The sequence below is a fragment of the Flagellimonas sp. MMG031 genome (genome assembly GCF_040112705.1).
Classification (GTDB): domain Bacteria; phylum Bacteroidota; class Bacteroidia; order Flavobacteriales; family Flavobacteriaceae; genus Flagellimonas.
Window position 1 is genome coordinate 1,239,234 of sequence record NZ_CP157804.1, and the last position, 20,524, is coordinate 1,259,757.

The 20,524-nt window shown below is 45.2% G+C and carries 14 protein-coding genes; 12 read left to right on the forward strand and 2 right to left on the reverse strand.

Features of this window, described 5'->3' with window-relative positions:
• Nucleotides 1-336 precede the first annotated feature (336 nt).
• From rimP to infB, 3 genes are read left to right on the forward strand one after another with little or no spacing between them, the layout of a single operon-like run.
• Nucleotides 337-798, forward strand: a complete 462-nt coding sequence (gene rimP, locus ABNE31_RS05535; RefSeq protein ID WP_293284214.1) for a ribosome assembly cofactor RimP — start codon at nt 337-339, stop codon at nt 796-798.
• A 12-nt stretch (nt 799-810) separates the two neighbouring features.
• Nucleotides 811-2,043 (forward strand): transcription termination factor NusA, encoded by a 1,233-nt coding sequence (nusA, locus tag ABNE31_RS05540; RefSeq protein WP_127142276.1) that lies wholly within the window; start codon nt 811-813, stop codon nt 2,041-2,043.
• A 42-nt stretch (nt 2,044-2,085) separates the two neighbouring features.
• Entirely contained in the window at nt 2,086-4,785 is a 2,700-nt protein-coding gene (gene infB, locus ABNE31_RS05545; RefSeq protein WP_349352669.1) for a translation initiation factor IF-2, read from the forward strand.
• A gap of 46 nt (nt 4,786-4,831) precedes the next feature.
• On the opposite strand, the gene ABNE31_RS05550 is transcribed toward infB, so the two are convergent.
• The gene (locus tag ABNE31_RS05550) at nt 4,832-5,209 is read right to left on the reverse strand and encodes an SPOR domain-containing protein (RefSeq protein WP_179383672.1); all 378 of its coding nucleotides are present in this window, start codon (nt 5,207-5,209) and stop codon (nt 4,832-4,834) included.
• Nucleotides 5,210-5,444: 235 nt separating this feature from the next.
• Between ABNE31_RS05550 and ABNE31_RS05555 the strand changes: the two genes are divergently transcribed.
• The 9 genes from ABNE31_RS05555 to ABNE31_RS05595 all read left to right on the forward strand — a co-directional run bounded on the left by ABNE31_RS05555 (nt 5,445) and on the right by ABNE31_RS05595 (nt 18,178).
• Nucleotides 5,445-6,815 carry a c-type cytochrome gene (locus ABNE31_RS05555; protein WP_349352670.1) on the forward strand — a complete coding sequence of 457 codons (1,371 nt, stop codon included), beginning with the start codon at nt 5,445-5,447 and terminating at the stop codon, nt 6,813-6,815.
• 29 nt (nt 6,816-6,844) lie between these two features.
• The gene (locus ABNE31_RS05560; protein ID WP_349352671.1) at nt 6,845-9,970 is read left to right on the forward strand and encodes a TAT-variant-translocated molybdopterin oxidoreductase; all 3,126 of its coding nucleotides are present in this window, start codon (nt 6,845-6,847) and stop codon (nt 9,968-9,970) included.
• 33 nt (nt 9,971-10,003) lie between these two features.
• The gene (nrfD, locus tag ABNE31_RS05565) at nt 10,004-11,755 is read left to right on the forward strand and encodes an NrfD/PsrC family molybdoenzyme membrane anchor subunit (RefSeq protein ID WP_349352672.1); all 1,752 of its coding nucleotides are present in this window, start codon (nt 10,004-10,006) and stop codon (nt 11,753-11,755) included.
• A gap of 2 nt (nt 11,756-11,757) precedes the next feature.
• Nucleotides 11,758-12,285 (forward strand): DUF3341 domain-containing protein, encoded by a 528-nt coding sequence (locus ABNE31_RS05570; RefSeq protein WP_349352673.1) that lies wholly within the window; start codon nt 11,758-11,760, stop codon nt 12,283-12,285.
• A gap of 4 nt (nt 12,286-12,289) precedes the next feature.
• A complete protein-coding gene (locus ABNE31_RS05575; RefSeq protein WP_179383677.1) occupies nt 12,290-12,859 on the forward strand; it encodes a cytochrome c in 570 nt (189 codons plus the stop codon).
• 17 nt (nt 12,860-12,876) lie between these two features.
• Entirely contained in the window at nt 12,877-14,211 is a 1,335-nt protein-coding gene (locus tag ABNE31_RS05580; protein WP_349352674.1) for a quinol:cytochrome C oxidoreductase, read from the forward strand.
• A 34-nt stretch (nt 14,212-14,245) separates the two neighbouring features.
• Nucleotides 14,246-15,370 (forward strand): cytochrome c oxidase subunit II, encoded by a 1,125-nt coding sequence (locus ABNE31_RS05585; RefSeq protein ID WP_349352675.1) that lies wholly within the window; start codon nt 14,246-14,248, stop codon nt 15,368-15,370.
• Between the two features lie 39 nt (nt 15,371-15,409).
• Nucleotides 15,410-17,230, forward strand: a complete 1,821-nt coding sequence (locus tag ABNE31_RS05590; protein ID WP_179383680.1) for a cbb3-type cytochrome c oxidase subunit I — start codon at nt 15,410-15,412, stop codon at nt 17,228-17,230.
• Between the two features lie 123 nt (nt 17,231-17,353).
• A complete protein-coding gene (locus ABNE31_RS05595) occupies nt 17,354-18,178 on the forward strand; it encodes a DUF2807 domain-containing protein (protein WP_349352676.1) in 825 nt (274 codons plus the stop codon).
• On the opposite strand, the gene ABNE31_RS05600 is transcribed toward ABNE31_RS05595, so the two are convergent.
• Nucleotides 18,175-20,433 (reverse strand): acyl-CoA dehydrogenase, encoded by a 2,259-nt coding sequence (locus tag ABNE31_RS05600; protein WP_349352677.1) that lies wholly within the window; start codon nt 20,431-20,433, stop codon nt 18,175-18,177. The genes ABNE31_RS05595 and ABNE31_RS05600 overlap by 4 nt on opposite strands.
• Nucleotides 20,434-20,524: the final 91 nt, after the last annotated feature.

Genomic DNA, 20,524 nt, shown 5'->3' on the forward strand with positions numbered 1-20,524 from the left:
TTCTTCTTGTTAGTGAAGAAAGAGGTTGAGGCCATGTACTCCATTAATTAAGGTATAAATTTACATTTCAACGATTCGATGGAAAATATTTGTTGTGAACTGTCCCAAATCGGGTGTTAAACATTTAAATGTATTGGTTGCCTAGATTTGGCCAAGAGATGAATCACGAAGCATGCAAATGGTAATACACTGAAAAATAGTGGGGTCGGCCTTATTTTTGTTTTGGAATGGGTTGCACGGGCGATATTATTTGTTGTATATTTGCAAAACTGAACGGATATAAAAGTATTCATGAGGGGACCTTGAGTCCCCTCTTTTATTACTTATTTCTCATTTATGTTGAAGGATAAAGTGGAATTGTTGCTGAACAAGGCGTTGCAGGAAAACCCGTCCTTGTTCTTGGTCAACCTCACCATAGGTGCTGACAACAGCATCAAGGTGGTTTTGGATGGCGATGAGGGTGTCAGTTTGCAGGACTGTATGGATGTTAGCCGTGCCATTGAGCACAATTTGGACCGTGAAGAGGAGGATTTCTCCTTGGAAGTGACCTCGGCAGGAGCTACATCGCCTTTAACGTTGCCGCGTCAGTACAACAAAAATATTGGAAGAAAGTTACAGGTGAGAACCACCTCCGGGGAACTGGAGGGAACATTGGTGGAAGCCTCGGAAAATAGCATTACCCTGGAGTGGAAGGCACGTGAGCCGAAACCCGTGGGTAAAGGAAAAGTTACGGTACAGAAAAAGCAGGAAATCGCATTTTCTGATATTCAACAGGCAAAAGTTAAATTAAAATTTTAATTGTAGTAGAAAATGGAAAACCTAGCGCTCATCGAATCCTTTTCGGAATTTAAGGACGATAAGTTTATTGACAGGGTTACCCTTATGGCGATTTTGGAAGAAGTGTTCCGAAGTGCGCTCAAAAAGAAGTTTGGTTCTGACGACAATTTTGATATCATCATCAACCCGGACAAAGGGGATTTGGAAATCTGGAGGAATCGTGTGGTTGTCGAAGATGGTGAAGTGGAAGATCCAAACGAGGAGATTTCGTTGTCCGAAGCGCGTAAGATCGAGCCCGATTTTGAAGTGGGCGAAGATGTTTCGGAAGAGGTGAAACTTATCGATTTGGGAAGAAGGGCCATTTTGGCATTGCGCCAAAACCTGATTTCCAAGATCCATGAGCACGATAATACCACCATCTACAAGCAATTCAAGGATTTAGAAGGTGAAATATACACGGCTGAGGTACATCATATCCGTCACCGTGCCGTAATTTTGTTGGATGATGAAGGAAACGAAATCATCCTTCCAAAAGAAAAACAAATACCATCGGACTTTTTCCGCAAGGGAGACAACGTCCGCGGGATCATTGAGAGCGTAGAGCTCAAAGGGAACAAACCGGCCATCATTATGTCGAGAACCTCCCCCAAATTCTTGGAACAATTGTTTTTCCAAGAAATCCCGGAGGTTTTTGATGGATTGATTACCATTAAAAAAGCGGTTCGTATCCCAGGAGAGAAGGCCAAAGTGGCCGTGGACTCCTACGATGACAGAATCGACCCAGTTGGTGCCTGTGTAGGTATGAAGGGATCACGGATTCATGGAATTGTCCGCGAATTGGGCAATGAGAACATCGATGTGATCAACTGGACCAACAACCCCCAATTGATGGTAACAAGGGCGTTGAGTCCGGCGCGTGTGTCCTCGGTAAAACTGAACGATGAGAAAAAAACCGCCCAAGTATACCTTAAGCCAGAGGAAGTTTCCAAGGCTATCGGTAGGGGAGGTCATAATATACGATTGGCTGGTCAATTGACTGGTTATGAAATAGATGTGTTCCGTGAAGGTGTTGAGGAAGATGTGGAATTGACCGAGTTCTCGGACGAGATCGAAAGCTGGGTGATCGAAGAATTCAAGAAGATTGGATTGGATACCGCGCGCAGCGTTTTGGAACAGGATGTAAACGATTTGGTACAGCGTACCGATCTAGAAGAAGAAACAATCCAAGAGGTGGTTCGCATCCTCAAGGAAGAATTTGAAGATTAGGCTTATATTAGCAGCGAAAATTTAGGGCAAGTAAATTAATTTATGGCAGATAATCCAACAATACGACTTAATAAAGTTCTCAGAGAATTGAACATTTCACTGGATAGGGCGGTCGACTACCTGGCCTCGGAGGGGCATGAGGTAGAGGCTAGGCCTACCACTAAGATATCCAATGAAGTGTATCAGGTTCTGTTGGATGAGTTTCAAACAGATAAGAGCAAAAAGGTCGCTTCCAAGGAAGTTGGCGAGGAAAAGCGCAAGGAAAAGGAGGCTATCCGCATCCGAATGGAGAAAGAGCAGGAGGAGCGCAGGCTGGCCAAAGAGAAAAAGGAGGCCGAACAGCAAGTGGTGAAGGCCAAAGCAGAGCTTTCCGGACCAAAGACCGTAGGCAAAATCGACCTGGACAAAAAGCCAGAAAAGCCCAAAGCAGAAGAGCCTAAGGAAGAAGCTCCAAAAGCGGAGCCCGAAAAAGCGGTTGAGGAAACTCCGGCGAAAGAGGTGAAGGAAGAAAAACCAGCGACCAAGGCAGAAGAACCCAAGGTTGAAGAGGCTACCGAAAGTGCTGAAGAGGCTCCATCAGACACCATAAAAACGAATTACCAAAAACTTTCCGGACCCAAAATCACCGGGGATAAGATCGACCTATCCCAATTCAATAAGCCCAAAAAGAAGAAGGCAGAGGAAAAAACCTCAGGAAAAGGAGGGGCTTCCGATAGTGGTGAGCGCAAAAAGCGCAGGAAGCGGATAGTTAAAAACGGTCCACAAGCTGGTGGTGGGCGAAATACCAGGGGGCCAGCAGGAAGGAAAGGACAACGTTCTTCTGCACCAAAAGTGGAGCCTACCGAAGAAGAAGTACAAAAACAAGTACGGGAAACCCTTGAAAAACTTCAAGGGAAATCCAGTAAGGGCCGTGGTGCCAAATACCGTAGGGAAAAACGAGATCAACACCGTCAGCAAACGGAAAAAGATCTTGAGCAACAAGAATTGGAGAGCAAGATTCTTAAGGTAACCGAATTTGTTACCGTGAACGAACTTGCCACCATGATGAACGTTTCCACAACCCAGATCATTTCTGCCTGTATGTCCTTGGGCATTATGGTGACGATGAACCAACGCTTGGATGCGGAGACCCTTTCCATTGTTGCCGATGAGTTTGGTTACGAAGTTGAATTTGTAACGGCTGAAATAGAGGAGACCATTGAAGAGGTCCAAGACAGTCCGGAAGACTTGAAGCCTCGTGCACCTATCGTTACTGTGATGGGGCACGTGGACCATGGTAAGACATCTCTTTTGGATTATATCCGACAGGAAAATGTAATCGCCGGGGAAAGTGGAGGAATTACCCAGCACATTGGTGCCTATGGGGTTTCGTTGGAAGACGGACAAAAGATAACTTTCTTGGATACACCCGGTCACGAAGCGTTTACTGCGATGAGGGCCCGTGGTGCACAGGTTACCGATATTGCGATCATTGTAATCGCTGCGGACGATGATATTATGCCGCAGACCAAAGAGGCCATCAGCCACGCTCAGGCAGCTGGAGTGCCTATTGTGTTTGCTATCAACAAAGTGGATAAGCCAACGGCCAACCCTGATAAAATCAAGGAAGGACTTGCTGGGATGAACTTGTTGGTAGAAGACTGGGGCGGTAAAGTACAGTCACACGATATTTCTGCCAAAACAGGCCAGGGCGTTAAGGAGCTTTTGGAAAAAGTGCTCTTGGAGGCCGAATTGTTGGAATTGCAAGCCAATCCAAAACGATTGGCCACAGGAACCGTAGTGGAAGCTTTCTTGGACAAGGGTAGAGGGTATGTTGCCACCATTTTGGTGCAGGCAGGTACCTTGAATATCGGAGATTATGTGTTGGCAGGGACTTGCAGTGGTAAGGTAAAGGCCATGCAGGATGAACGAGGTAAAAGCGTTCAGAGTGCAGGACCGTCTACCCCAATCTCAATCTTGGGATTGGATGGGGCGCCACAAGCTGGTGATAGGTTCCACGTGCTCGAAGATGAGCGTGAAGCCAAGCAGATTGCAGCCAAACGTTCGCAGTTGCAGCGTGAGCAGTCTGTACGTACACAGCGTCACATTACGTTGGATGAGATTGGACGTAGGATCGCTTTGGGCGACTTCCAAGAGCTGAACATTATCCTTAAGGGTGATGTGGATGGTTCTGTGGAGGCGTTGACCGATTCATTCCAAAAATTGTCAACTGACGAAATCCAAGTAAACATCATCCATAAAGGCGTAGGAGCCATTACCGAATCCGATGTATTGTTGGCCAGTGCCTCCGATGCGATTATTATTGGGTTTAACGTAAGGCCTATGGGCAATGCCCGATCCATCGCCGATAAGGAAGAAATCGATATCAGGACGTATTCCATCATCTACGATGCCATCAACGATTTGAAGGATGCGATGGAAGGAATGTTGTCCCCAGAAATGAAGGAAGAAATCACGGGAAATGCGGAGATCAGGGAAACCTTCAAGATTTCCAAGGTTGGAACCATTGCAGGTTGTATGGTCACCAGTGGTAAAATCTTTAGGAACTCACGTATCCGTTTGATTCGGGATGGAGTGGTCATCTACACCGGAGAGTTGGCATCCTTGAAACGATTTAAGGACGATGTGAAGGAAGTATCCAAAGGATATGACTGTGGATTGCAGATCAAAAATTATAATGATATAAGGGAGGGCGATATTGTAGAAGCCTTCCAAGAAGTAGCAGTGAAGAAAAAGCTGTAACGATTATAACTCTAGTAAAAAAAATCCCGCTTTTAGCGGGATTTATTTATGATTTGGTTGCCCTTTCCTCGGGTTTTAAGAGCATGGCATCCGGATATTTTTTTCGGACCTCCAAGTATTTTCGCTCTGCTTCCAGTTTGGTTTTAAACCTTCCCAGCCTTACTCTGTAGGTAGGTGATTCAAACTCTATTTTGGAGTACCAATCCGGGAAATCCACCTCTACTTGGTTCAATAGGTCCTGGGCCTTTTGATAATTGCCGAAACCCACCTGAATTTGATAAAATCCCGTGTTTGCGTTCGCCTTGGTGTATAGCTTAACCAGCTCGTTTATTTTAGGGTCTTGTTGAATGGTCACTTGTCCGTCCTGTGCCAAAACCTGGGATGCCAGACCTAGTAAAATAACAGTAAATACAGCAGTTTTCATGTGGTTTTTGTATTGTATGATGAATGCTTGTTGCAAATGTAGATGATTAAAGATTAAACAAGTCGAACTTCAGTTATTTAGAATCTTTATAAATTATGAGTTATGAATACCTTAAGATTTCAAAAAATACCTTTATGTCTTACTTTTGTGCTCATTCTTGGCAGGGTAAAATGCTATTGCGCTCAAACTCAATAGAAACAATCATGCCAAAGATTTCGATAGAAATTTCACGAATATGAAAAAGGTTTTATACCGTCATTTATTTTCTAAGGTTTTAGGCTTATCGCTCCTATTATTTTCATCATCGTTTTACGCACAGGAAGAAGCTGAGGCTTCTGCCGAACCAGCTACCGAACAAGCAGCTGAAGCTACTGGTGGGGATCCCGTAAAAGGGAAACAGCTCTTTAACCAGAACTGTGCTGCGTGCCACGCTTTGGATAGAAAAATGACCGGTCCCGCTTTGGCCAATGTTGAGACCCGATTGGCAGAGGAAGAAGGTTTGGATAAGGAATGGCTCTATTCTTGGATCAAGAACAGTGCTGGTATGATTGCTTCTGGCGATGCTTACGCGAACAAAATTTACGCGGAGTACAACCAAGCGGCAATGACTGCATTCCCTACCTTGTCCAATGAGGATATCGACAATATTTTGGCCTATACCGCTGCTCCGCCACCGGCTCCTGCCCAAACAGCTGCGGCAACTCCTGCAGGAGGTGAGGGAACAGGCGGTTCCGCTTCAGGAATCTCCAACGAGATGATTCTTGGTGCCTTGGCCCTGGTTTTCGGTCTTTTGGTGGTCATGTTGATCTTGGTGAACAAGACCCTGCGCAGAATTGCGGAAGCCAATGGTGTAATGCTTGAAAAAGAAAAAGAAAAGCGATTGCCGCTGTGGAAGGCATTTGTTCAAAACCAGTTTTTGGTTTTGGTCAGCGTTGTTTTCCTATTGTTGGCAAGTGCTTATTTCGCATACGGTTGGATGATGCAGGTAGGTGTAGATCAAGGTTATGCCCCTGTGCAGCCGATACACTATTCCCACAAAATCCATGCTGGTGACAATAAAATTGAGTGTAAATACTGTCACTCATCCGCTAGGGTGTCCAAACACTCAGGAATACCCTCCCTTAATGTTTGTATGAACTGTCACAAATCCATTTACGAATACACTGGAAACCCAGAAGGTCCATCTGCAGAAGATTTGGCCAATGGCTACACCAATGAGTTCTACACTGGTGAAATCAAAAAGTTGTACAAGGCCGTTGGATGGGATGAGGAAAACCAAAGCTATACTGGCGAGACCCAACCAGTGGAATGGGTGAGAATTCACAACTTGCCTGACTTTGCATATTTCAACCACTCCCAGCACGTGTCTGTGGCAGGTATTGAGTGTCAAACATGTCATGGTTCCGTAGAGGAGATGGAGATCATGTATCAGCATGCGCCATTGACCATGGGATGGTGTATCAACTGTCACCGTGAAACTAATGTTAAGGTAGAGGGCAACGAGTATTATGAAGCAATTCACGAAGAATTGTCCAAAAAATATGGTGTGGAGGAACTTACCGCTGCTATGATGGGTGGTTTGGAATGTGGAAAATGTCACTATTAATTAAAAGAAGATAATCTCAGATATATCGTATGGCATCAAACAAAAAATATTGGAAAAGTGAAGCGGAGTTGAATCCGAACGATTCCATTGTTGAGGCGCTAAGAAACAACGAGTTTACTGAAGAGATTCCCGTTGATGATTTTTTGGGTGACAAGGAAACCTTGTCTGCCTCGAACACTTCCCGTAGGGATTTCTTAAAATATGTAGGTTTCAGTACCGCAGCAGCTACGGTTGCCGCTTGTGAAGGGCCTGTCAATAAGTCTATTCCTTACGTTGTTCAGCCCGATAGTATTATCCCTGGGGTGGCTAACTACTACGCCACTACCATCGCGGATGGTTTCGATTTTGCCAGTATTCTGGTAAAGACAAGGGAAGGAAGACCTATCAAAATCGAGAACAATACCGATGCCAAAGTCAATGGTGGAGCCAACGCAAGGGTGCAAGCTTCCGTATTGACCTTGTATGATAGCAAGAGGGTTCAAGGGCCGATGGCCAATGGCGAGCCTGTGGATTGGAATGTGTTAGACGCTACGGTAAAAGCCAAGTTGAATGTCTTAAAAGGTAGCGGCCAGCAAGTAGTGCTGTTGACGCAGACCTATGCAAGTCCTTCCACCACAAAATTGATTGCTGAATTTAAAGCTGCCTACGGAGATAACGTGAACCATGTGGTTTACGACGCCATTTCCGAAGATGCCGCACTCAATGCATATCAGAAAGCCTATGGCGAAAGAGCCTTGGCTGATTACGATTTTGAGAAAGCTGATTTGATCGTTTCCTTCGGAGCTGATTTCTTGGGAGATTGGCAAGGTGGGGGTTATGATTCAGGATACGCTAAAGGGCGTGTGCCAAAGAATGGGAAAATGTCCCGCCACATCCAAATGGAGTCGAACATGTCCTTGACCGGCGCCAATGCCGACAAGCGATATCCGATGACCCCGACCCAACAGAAAATTGCACTGGCCAAATTATACGGCAAATTGAACGGTAGCAATGTGGGCGGAGGAACTTCCGATGTAGACGAGGCCGTTGATAAAGTCGCTGCCGAAATCAAGAAAGCCGGTAGAAAAGCGGTTGTGGTGAGTGGTCTTAACGACGAAAACGCCCAAACGGTAGTGTTGGCTATCAACAAATTGTTGGCCAGCGAAGCTTTTGACCCTGAAAAGCCAAAATACGTACGCCAAGGAGATGCTGCCAAAGTCAACAAATTGGTGGCGGATATGAATGCAGGGCGCGTAGGTGCTTTGATTATGGATGGAGTGAATCCAGCTTATACCTTGCCCAATGCAGAAGAGTTCTTGGCCGGACTTGAAAAAGTTGATTTGTCCGTTGATTTTGCCTATACCAACGATGAGACTGCCCAAGCGTCGACTTATGTCGCTGCGGCTTCGCACTATTTGGAGTCTTGGGGCGATACACAGTTTAAGAAAGGGCATTATAGTTTAATGCAACCGGCTATCCGTGAGTTGTTTGATACAAAACAGTTTCAAACTGCACTTTTGACATGGATGGGCGTTGAAAAAACATATTACGAATACCTTAAGGAAACTTGGGCAACCGATGTGTTGCAAGGTGGTTCTTGGAACAAGGCATTGCAGGATGGGGTGTACGAAGCGCCAATGATGATGGACGCTGCCGCTGCCGCCGAGCCTGCTGCTAATGTAGAAAGCGAAGAGGTGCAACCGGAAATCGTTCCGATTGCCTCTGCTATCCGTGCTTTGGTGAACTCCACAAGTCCCGGTACCGAATTGGTGCTGTACTCCAAAGTTGGGATGGGTGATGGTCGTCAGGCCAACAACCCATGGTTGCAAGAGTTCCCTGATCCGATTTCAAGGGTATCTTGGGACAACTACGTGACCGTGTCCAAAGCGGATGCTGAATCTTGGGGACTGGAAAACACTATTGTTGCCGATGGTGGACTTAATGGTAGCTATGCCAACTTGACTGTTGATGGTAAGGTGCTGGAAAATGTTCCCGTAATCGTTCAGCCAGGTCAGGCTGTCGGAACTATTGGCCTATCCTTTGGATACGGCAAAAAGGCTGGTATGCAAGCGGAGATGGCGACTGGAGTAAATGCGTACAAATTGTATTCAAACTTCTCCGATGTACAAGCTGTTTCCGTTGAAAAAGCTTCCGGAACTCACGAGTTTGCCTGTGTACAGTCCCAAAAGACCTTAATGGGAAGAGGGGACATCATCAAAGAAACTACACTCGAAATTTTCAATACCAAAGACCGCGCGGAATGGAATCCAATGCCGCATGTATCGTTGAACCATCAGGAAATTCCTGTGACCTCACCGGATGCCGATCTTTGGGAAGAGTTTGATAGAAGTATAGGGCATCATTTTAATTTGTCCATCGACCTTAACGCCTGTACGGGATGTGGTGCCTGTGTGATCGCTTGTCACGCAGAAAACAACGTTCCAGTGGTCGGAAAAACCGAAATCCGTCGTTCAAGGGATATGCACTGGTTGCGTATTGACCGTTACTATTCTTCTGAGGATACCTTTGAGGGAGATAACGAGAAGAAAGAGGAAATGGACGGTCTTTGGGGAGACAAAGGATCTCTTGGAGGTTTCAGGGAGATGGAAGACCCATCTGCCAACCCACAAGTGGCCTTCCAACCTGTAATGTGTCAGCACTGTAATCATGCCCCTTGTGAAACGGTATGTCCGGTAGCTGCTACATCACACAGTAGACAAGGTCAAAATCATATGGCTTACAACCGTTGTGTAGGTACAAGGTATTGTGCCAACAACTGTCCATATAAAGTTCGTAGGTTCAACTGGTTCTTGTACAACAACAATGACGAGTTCGACTTTAACATGAACAACGATTTGGGTAAAATGGTTCTTAACCCAGATGTTAACGTACGTTCTAGAGGTGTAATGGAAAAATGCTCCATGTGTATCCAAATGACCCAGAAAACCATCTTGGATGCCAAGAGGGACGGCAGGGTCATTAAGGACGGAGAGTTCCAAACAGCTTGTTCCGCAGCATGTAACAGTGGTGCCATGGTCTTCGGTGATATCAATGATCACGATAGCAAAGTGGCCGAACTTAAAGAGGACAAGAGAATGTACCACCTGTTGGAGCATGTGGGTACCAAACCGAACGTGTTCTATCATGTAAAAGTGAGAAACACCAACGAGGCTTAATCAATAAAAAAAGAAGTAACTAGAAGATAAATTATGGCGTCGCATTACGAAGCACCTATTCGAAAGCCCTTAGTGGTCGGAGACAAAGGATACCACGATGTAACAGTGGACATTGCCCGTCCGGTTGAGGGAAAGGCCAATAAGCAATGGTGGATAGTATTCTCCATTGCCTTGGTGGCATTCCTCTGGGGTCTAGGATGTATCATTTATACCATTTCTACAGGTATTGGGGTTTGGGGTCTTAACCGAACCGTAAACTGGGCCTGGGATATTACCAACTTCGTTTGGTGGGTAGGTATCGGTCACGCAGGTACCCTGATTTCAGCGGTATTATTGCTCTTCCGTCAAAAATGGAGAATGGCGATCAACCGCTCCGCTGAGGCGATGACCATTTTTTCCGTTGTTCAAGCCGGATTGTTCCCGATCATTCACATGGGACGGCCATGGTTGGCATATTGGGTGTTGCCCATTCCCAACCAATTTGGTTCACTATGGGTAAACTTTAACTCGCCCTTGCTTTGGGACGTGTTCGCGATTTCAACCTATCTTTCCGTATCCTTGGTGTTCTGGTGGACAGGTTTGTTGCCAGATTTTGCCATGATCCGCGATAGGGCCGTAAAACCGTTCCAAAAGAAAATATACAGCCTGTTGAGCTTCGGTTGGACAGGACGTGCAAAGGATTGGCAACGTTTTGAGGAAGTTTCCTTGGTATTGGCAGGTTTGGCCACGCCTTTGGTACTTTCCGTACACACCATTGTATCGTTTGACTTTGCTACCTCGGTAATTCCAGGATGGCACACCACCATCTTCCCGCCTTACTTTGTTGCGGGAGCGATTTTCTCTGGTTTTGCCATGGTAAACACCCTTTTGATCATCATGAGAAAGGTATGTAGCCTCGAAGCCTACATTACCGTACAGCATATCGAGTTGATGAACATCGTAATCATGATTACGGGTTCTATTGTTGGATGTGCTTATATCACCGAGCTGTTTATCGCATGGTATTCTGGTGTAGAGTACGAGCAATATGCCTTCTTGAACAGGGCAACAGGACCATACGCTTGGGCATACTGGGCCATGATGACCTGTAATGTGTTCTCGCCACAGTTTATGTGGTTCAAAAAATTGAGGACCAGTATCATGTTCTCATTCTTCATCTCCATTGTAGTGAACATAGGAATGTGGTTTGAGCGTTTCGTAATTATCGTAACCTCTTTGCACAGGGATTACTTGCCATCTTCATGGACCATGTTCTCCCCAACCTTTGTGGATATCGGAATATTTATTGGAACCATCGGATTCTTCTTCGTATTGTTCCTATTGTATTCAAGAACGTTCCCGGTCATCGCGCAAGCGGAGGTAAAATCCATTTTGAAGGCTTCTGGAGAGAAATACAAAAAACTAAGGGAGGCCGGTAAGCCAATGTACGAAATGCCACAGGGCGTGAATAGAGTGGTGAGTTACGACGAACCCGTTACGGATGACGTACTGATGGGGGAAGCAAAACCTACCGTTGGCGATAAGGTTGGTGTGTCTGAGTTGTTGAGTTCTATTGGAACCTTCGATGCGGCCACCGAAACCCCGGACGATTTAAAGAAAATTAAAGGAGTGGGCCCCGAGATGGAACGCACTTTGAACGAGATAGGTATTTTTACCTATGCACAGGTCGCTAGAATGACCGAAAAAGAGTATGATTTGTTGGACTCCATCACCGGAAGGTTCCCAGGACGTGCACAGCGCGACGATTGGGCGGGTCAGGCAAAGTTGTTAAACGATAAAAAATAATTATGGCATCAAAAGTTATACAAGCACTTTACAACGATGACGATGTGTTGATGCATGCTGTAAAAAAGGTTAGGGCAGAGCGACATCATATCGAAGAGGTGTACACTCCTTTTCCAGTTCACGGTCTAGATAAGGCCATGGGGTTGGAGGACACTCGAATCGCCATTACCTCTTTCCTTTACGGATGTTTGGGATTGACGGTCGCCATAGTTATGATGAACTATATCATGATAGAGGATTGGCCCCAAGACATTGGTGGTAAGCCAAGCTTTAGCTACTTGGAGAACATGCCTGCCTTTGTTCCGATTATGTTTGAGCTTACGGTCTTCTTTGCGGCCCACTTGATGGTGATCACGTTTTACCTCAGAAGTAAAATGTGGCCCTTCAAAAAAGCAGAGAACCCGGATAAGCGTACCACCGACGACCATTTCTTGATGGAGATTGGTGTACAGGATAATGAAAAGGAACTTGCTGACCTGTTGTGGGAAACAGGAGCAGTGGAAGTAAAAGTTACAGAAAAGGAGTCTTAAGAATATGAAGCAATTAGGTAAAATAAGTGTTGTTTTGGTGTTGGTTTTGTTTGCAGCATCTTGCGCGGACAAGAACAGCCCAAACTACCAATACATGCCAAACATGTACGAACCCGTAGGATATGAAACCTACCAAGGTGTGGACAATGGATTGTTTCCTGATGGAACATCTGCCCTGTTGCCTGCCGAAGGAACCATTTCCAGAGGATACATGCCCTATGAGTTCGAAAACACTCCAGAAGGCAAGGAGCTCGCAAGGATGGATACCAGTCCGTTGGATTCCCTTAACCAAGAAGAAAATTTAGCTCGGGGAGCAGAACTGTATGCTATCTATTGTGCAATTTGCCATGGCGTAAAAGGTGATGGACAAGGTACCCTTGTAAAAAGAGAAAAAATATTAGGTGTTCCCAGCTACGCTGATGCAGCTAGAAACATTACTGTAGGATCAACTTACCACACCATTTACTATGGTCTGAACTCTATGGGCTCGTATGCTTCGCAGTTCGCCAATGAGGAAGAAATGTGGCAAGTATCCGAATACGTGATGAAGTTAAAGGAAGACCTAACAAAATAATAGGATAAGAAGAAACTATGTATACCTTTTCAAACAAACTTAGACTAGGATCTTTCATAGCCATGGGGCTTGGATTTATATTCCTTGTAATTGGTTTTATGTCTGCCCCATCAACTGTGGAAGAGGCCAAGGCCATGGTAGCAGTGCACGATGATGGCCATGGTGGAGGGCATGCAGAGGAAGCCGGTGCTGGCCATGCCGAGGAGCAAGGACATGGTGAGGCCGCTCATGGCGAAGCCCACGATGCTTCCCACGATGAGCATTTGTTGTACCAATTGCAGAATAGACCTTGGTCCGCACTTTACGTAGCCGCCTTCTTTTTCTTTATGATTTCATTGGGCGTTTTGGCATTTTATGCCATCCAACGTGCCGCACAAGCGGGTTGGTCCCCATTGTTGTTCCGTGTCATGGAAGGTATAACCGCATACTTGGTTCCAGGTGGAATAATTGTATTTGTAATCTTGTTGCTTTCCGCATTGCATTTCAACCATATGTTTGTTTGGATGGATGCCGAAACTGTGGCACACGATGAATTGCTGCAAGGCAAAGCTGGTTATTTGAATCCGACCTTCTTTTTGATCAGGGCCGCCATTTTCTTGGGTGGATGGATTTTCTACCGTCAGTATTCAAGAAAACTGTCCTTGGCACAGGATGAAGCCGATGACAATAGCAACTTTGTAAAAAACTTTAGATGGTCTGCCGGTTTCTTGGTATTCTACTTGGTGACCGAATCCATGATGTCATGGGATTGGATCATGAGTTTGGATCCACACTGGTTCAGTACCCTTTTCGGATGGTATGTATTTGCCAGCATGTTCGTATCCGGGATTACCGTGATTGCCATGGTGACCGTTTACCTGAAATCAAAAGGATATTTAGAGCAAGTCAATGATAGCCACATCCACGATTTGGCCAAGTTTATGTTCGGTATCAGTATTTTCTGGACCTATCTGTGGTTCTCACAGTTCATGTTGATTTGGTATGCCAATATCCCTGAAGAGGTAACCTACTACATCGCACGTTTTGAGGACTACAAATTGCCCTTCTTCGGAATGTTGGTGATGAACTTTGTGTTCCCATTGTTGGTATTGATGAACAGCGACTACAAAAGGGTCAACTGGTTTGTGATCATGACGGGTATCGTGGTACTTTTTGGCCACTATTTGGATATATTCAATATGGTAATGCCTGCAACGGTAGGCGACCAGTGGTTCATTGGTCTTCCAGAGATTGGTGGTATCCTGTTCTTTGGTGGTTTGTTCGTTTTCTGGGTGTTCACCGCTTTGACCAAGGCGCCATTGCAGCCCAAACGAAACCCATTTATTGAAGAGAGTAGACATTTTCATTATTAATAGAATACGATTTAAGTCTTAGATAGATATAAAGATGACTGCATTATTAACATTTACTGTTTTAGTTCTGGTTGCCATAGCCATTTGGCAAATGACCAAGATTTTTGAATTGTCGCAGACTAAGACAGAACGCGCTGAGATAGCTAACGATTCCGATAACAAAAACAATGGTTACCTGTTGTTTGCGTTCTTGATATTCATCTACGGAATCACCATTTTCAGTTTTGCCAAATATTCCAAGATGCTTTTGCCAGATGCTGCATCGGAACATGGCGGGGAATACGATCAGTTGATGTGGGTGTCCTTTGCCATCATTTTCTTTGTGCAGACCATTACACAGGCACTATTGCACTATTTCGGCTATAAATACCGCGGACAAAAGGGAAGAAAAGCGCTCTTTTTCGCAGACAACGATAGATTGGAGTTCATCTGGACCATTATTCCAGTAATTGTTTTGGCAGGTTTGATTCTTTGGGGACTGTATACCTGGACCAATATTATGGATATCAACGAGGACGACGACCCATTGGTCATCGAACTCTATGCCCAACAGTTTAACTGGACCGCCAGATACGGAGGGGAGGACAATGTTCTTGGAGAGGCCAATGTTCGATTGATCGATATCAACAGAGCCAATGTTCTTGGATTGGACGAGTCCGATCCCAACGCCGAGGACGATATTATTGTTAAGGAATTGCATTTGCCCGTAGGAAGAAAAGTAAACTTTAAAATGAGGTCGCAGGATGTATTGCACTCCGCTTACATGCCACACTTTAGGGCTCAAATGAACTGTGTTCCCGGGATGATCACCCAATTTTCGTTCACGCCTACCGTGACCACGGAAGAAATGCGTTTGAATCCTGAAGTAGTGGATAAGGTAAAAAGGACCAATGCCCTGAGGGCCGAATGGGCTGCTGAAGGCAAACCCAACAGCGAGCCTTGGGAGTTCGATTATGTACTATTGTGCAATAAGATTTGCGGAAAGTCACATTATAACATGCAGATGAGGATTGTTGTAGAGACAGAGGAAGAATACAACAAGTGGTTGGCCGAGCAAAAAACCTTCAAGGAAACCGTAATGGTGGACGATACTGAAGGGGCAGAGGTTGCTGAAACGGAAACCAGTGCTGAGGAAATGGAAACCGCATCGGTAGAGTAAAAAACAAAAAAAAAGAAATAACGAAAAATTAATTGGATTATGTCTGAAGCTCATGAAAGTCACCATGATCATCACGATGATCACGGACATCACCATAAGGAAACCTTCATAACGAAATATATTTTCAGTCAGGACCATAAGATGATTGCCAAGCAATATCTTATCACAGGTCTTATTATGGGGTTCATCGGAATTGCAATGTCCCTATTGTTTCGAATGCAATTGGCATGGCCAGGGGAATCCTTCGCCATTTTTGAAGCAGTTTTGGGCAAATGGGCACCTGATGGCGTAATGGATGCCGATATTTATTTGGCATTGGTTACCATCCATGGAACGCTCATGGTGTTCTTTGTGCTAACGGCCGGTTTGAGCGGTACGTTCAGTAACCTATTGATTCCATTGCAGATCGGAGCCAGGGATATGGCATCCGGATTCTTGAACATGGTGTCGTACTGGTTGTTTTTCATTTCGTCTGTGATTATGATTTGCAGCTTGTTCGTGGAAGCAGGACCTGCTGCCGCCGGATGGACTATTTATCCTCCATTGAGTGCATTGCCAATGGCGCAACCTGGTTCAGGTATGGGTATGACCCTTTGGTTGGTATCCATGGCCATCTTTATTGCATCCTCTTTGTTGGGGTCCTTGAACTATATCGTAACGGTAATCAACCTTAGGACCAAAGGAATGTCCATGACTCGTTTGCCGTTGACAATTTGGGCATTTTTCGTGACTGCGATCATTGGTGTGATTTCTTTCCCAGTATTGTTGTCTGCAGCATTGCTGTTAATCATGGATAGAAGTTTTGGAACCTCCTTCTTTTTGTCGGATATCTTTATCCAAGGAGAGGTATTGCACTATCAGGGTGGATCCCCAGTACTTTACGAGCACTTGTTCTGGTTCTTGGGTCACCCAGAGGTATATATTGTATTGTTGCCTGCCTTGGGTATTACCTCGGAGGTAATGTCAACAAACGCAAGAAAACCGATTTTTGGATACAGGGCGATGGTAGCATCGATTCTCGCAATCGCTTTCTTGTCCACTATCGTATGGGGTCACCACATGTTCGTATCCGGTATGAACCCATTCTTGGGCTCGGTATTTACATTTACAACCCTATTGATCGCGATACCATCAGCCGTAAAAGCATTTAACTATATCACTACCCTTTGGAAAGGTAACCTGCAGCTGAACCCAGCGATGTTGTTTTCCATTGGTTTGGTTTCTACCTTCATTACAGGAGGTCTTACAGGGATTATCCTTGGGGATAGTACATTGGACATCAACGTGCACGATACCTACTTCGTAGTGGCTCACTTCCACTTGGTAATGGGTATATCGGCTCTTTATGGACTTTTCGCCGGGGTATACCACTGGTTCCCCAAAATGTTCCAAGGCCGAATGATGAACAAGAACTTGGGTTATGTACACTTCTGGATTACCGCAGTATGTGCCTACGGGGTATTCTTCCCGATGCACTTTGTGGGCATGGCAGGGGTGCCACGTCGTTACTATGAGAACACCGCCTTCCCAATGTTCGATGAATTGACCAACGTACAGGTCTTGATGACCGTATTTGCCATCATAGCAGGTTTGGCACAGTTGGTATTTGTATACAACTTTATCTCCAGTATTTTCTACGGAAAGCGTGGTCCGGTCAACCCTTGGAGTTCCAATACGTTGGAGTGGACAACACCTCAGGAGCACATCCACGGAAACTGGCCAGGAGAAATTCCTCACGTGTACCGTTGGGCATACGATTACAGTAAAACTTACGAAAATGGGGAGTACATCATTGCAGGGCAGGATTTTGTACCACAGAACGTACCGCTGCAGGCAAATGAGGAAGAACTCAACCATTAAGATATAGATTAATAGATTTTAAAAGGCCCGTTCCATATTGGACGGGCTTTTTTTATGATGACATTCTTTGAGGTGAATTGTATATCTTTAAATGCATTTCCCCCATAAATGAAACAATCTATCATGAAAAAGTTGCTTATTCTATTGTTGATAGCATCTCCACTTTGGATGCAGGCCCAGCGTAAACCTAAAATCAAGGGCAGCCGCATTGTCACGCAGGTCAGTGAGGAACTACCGCCTTTTGATGCCATAGTACTGAATGACGACCTCGAAATCAATTTGAAAAAATCTTTGGGTACCGGGTTTCATCTTATTGCGGATGATAACCTTATCGATGTTCTCAAATTTGAAGTACAGGACGGTACGTTGGTCATTAGTTCTTATTACAACATCACAGCCAAAAAGCAGCTGGAAATAATGGTAGATTATACCGAATTGAAGGCCATCACCGTAAAAAATGGAAGTATGGTCTCCAAGGATATCATTGAATCCAATGAGCTGTTTGTGGATGGCTTTAACAATGCCAAAATGGATATTAAGGCCAATGCCGCCGTGATGGACATCAATTTGGAAGACACGAGCAGTGGTGATTTTCACACCGAGGTCGATTCTTTGAACATCAATTTGAACAAAAGGGCACAGGCCTACGTGTATGCACAGATCAATTCAGGAATAGTGGATCTGGAAGGCAATGCGTCTCTGGCCATGGAAGGTACTTCGGATAAGATACAGATCAATGCTATGGATTATGCCAAGTACAAGGGCGAAACGATGCAAATCAGTTCATGTCGTTTAGAGATTGCTGGAAACGCCGATGCCAGGGTGTACGCCTTTGGCGATATCAGCATCAAGTCATCCGGGGATTCGGGTATTTACTTATATGGAACTCCAAAAATCACTATTGAAGAGTTTTTGGGAAGGTCCCAATTGATCAAAAAGGAAGACTAGCCCTGTTGGGCAATGAGCGCGGTAAGGCAATGACTTGGAATGCCAAAGCCATCTACCAAAACTTCGATATGCGGCCTCAATTCTGTGGATAATCGCTCCACACGTTGGCGTATCGCCTTGGATTTAGTACTGCCAATATAACCTTGCTCCAGATACCATCGTGCATCCGAATTGATTTGGTCCAAAGCATACAGGCATCCGAGTTTCTCCAGTAGTCCGCGATACTTAACGTCCGTCACATTTTGATACCGTTCACAGTAGATACTATAGGCCAACTCCACACTGTACGCCTTGCCCAAGGCCAATAAATGGGTCTGTACCTTTAAAAATGCTTGGTATGATGGAATTCCTTTTTTAATGTAATTGCGGATGCGCATGGCCAAAGTATAGGTCAATCTTCGGGTGCGATAGTCGAACGCATGCTTATGGAACTTGGGATTGTACAGATGCTCGGCATCCACTTTATTGGAATACAAGGGATTGATTGCCGTTAACTTGTCCGAAAGCTGGGTCTGTAACAGTTTAAGGACAGATGCAAATCCCGCACTATTGAATTCAGCACGAAAATCGGATAATATGCCTTTGGCAGCCAACTGAAGCAATACGGTGTTGTCCCCTTCAAAAGTGGTGAAAATATCCACATCCCCTTTTAAGTCCGCGATCCGGTTTTCCAAAAGATAGCCCTTTCCTCCGCAGGCCTCGCGACATTCCTGAATGGTTTCGTTGGCAAACCAAGTGATAATGGACTTTAATCCAGCCACCTGTGTCTCGATGACCCTTTTGTCGGGTTGCGACTCATCACTGTAGCGTTCCATCATTTCATCCAAGGTAAAGTGGTACACATAGGCAGCTGCAATAGCGGGCGTGAGTCTGATCTGATGGGTGGGATAATCCATGATCAAATCTTCCTGCACTTTGACGTTATCATTGAACTGTCTGCGGTTCAAGGCATGTTTTACGGCAATGGCAAGCGCCATTTTGCTACCTCCTAAGGCACCGCGAGCCACACAGATGCGTCCGCCGACCAAAGTGCCCAACATGGTAAAAAATCGTTTGTTCGGGTTCTTGATGGATGAAAAGTAGGAACCATCTTCCTGTATCTCTCCGTACTTGTCCAGCAGGTTTTTCCTAGGGACCTTCACACTGTTGAACCATATTTTCCCATTGTCCACGCCGTTTAAGCCCAGTTTGTAGCCGTTGTCCTCAATGGTCACGCCTTCAAGCAACTCGTGTTTTTCATTTCGGAGCGGAACCAAGATGGCATGGACACCTTCATTTTTTCCATTGACGATCAATTGGGCAAAAACCGTGGCTATTTTGGAGTGCAGTGCGTTGCCGATATATTCCTTGTTATCATTTTTGCCCGGGGTTTGTATGATGATGCTATCCGATTCTTTTTCGTAGGTGGCCGTAGTTTTAATGCCTCGTACATTGGAACCGTGACCGGTTTCTGTCATGGCGAAGCACCCCAAAAGTTTGGTGCTGCCCGCATCCGTCAAATATTGGTCGTGGTGCTTCGTAGTTCCCAGTTTCTGGATACTTCCGCCAAACAACCCAAATTGCACACCGAACTTAACGGCCAAACTCCCATCCACGAACATCAAGTGCTCAAAAATGGCCGCATAGGCTAGCATGTTACCTGTTCCGCCGTAGGCATTGGGGTAGGCCATGGCCCCGTAGCCAGCTTCGCCCAACAACTGGACTTGGTGCAACACCCTTTTTCTGAAGTCGTCCTTATCCCTTATGATTTGCCATGTAAAATCAGGTTGGTCCAAAAAACGCCTAAATTCATCCACAACATCCGCATGGGTCCCTTTTAAAATACCATCCAACATATCGGGCTTGTATTCATCAGAAGTTTTTTCGTGCACCACCTCCACATCAAAAAGATGGTTGTAATGGTTGGGTTGTATCCCCAAATGAACCTCAATGTGCTTTAGTTGTTCGTTGATGTCCTTTGTACCCACCAAACGTTGGCAAAGTGAAGTCAGCGGGTAGGTGTCACTTTCAATAAGTTTTACTTCCGAATGGTCAATGGTAAGCTTCCAATGCTTGATTTCATTGTCCTTCGGCGGCTTATCCTTGATCAACCACTTTTTCAACTGTTGCTTTTCCTTAGCGCTAATGGAAGCATCGCGCTCAATGGCATTCTGGACTACGGATACTTCTGAAGCCGAAAGCAGGTCGTCCGACCAAATGACATAAAAAAATGGGATGTATTGTAGAATTCCTTCGGAATAGGTAGTAGTCAACATAGTTGTAACTTGATAGATTTGTGCTTTTTCTAAGATAAGCCATAGAAACAAAAGAACCCACTGCCAGTGTATTTTTATCAGGATCGTTTCG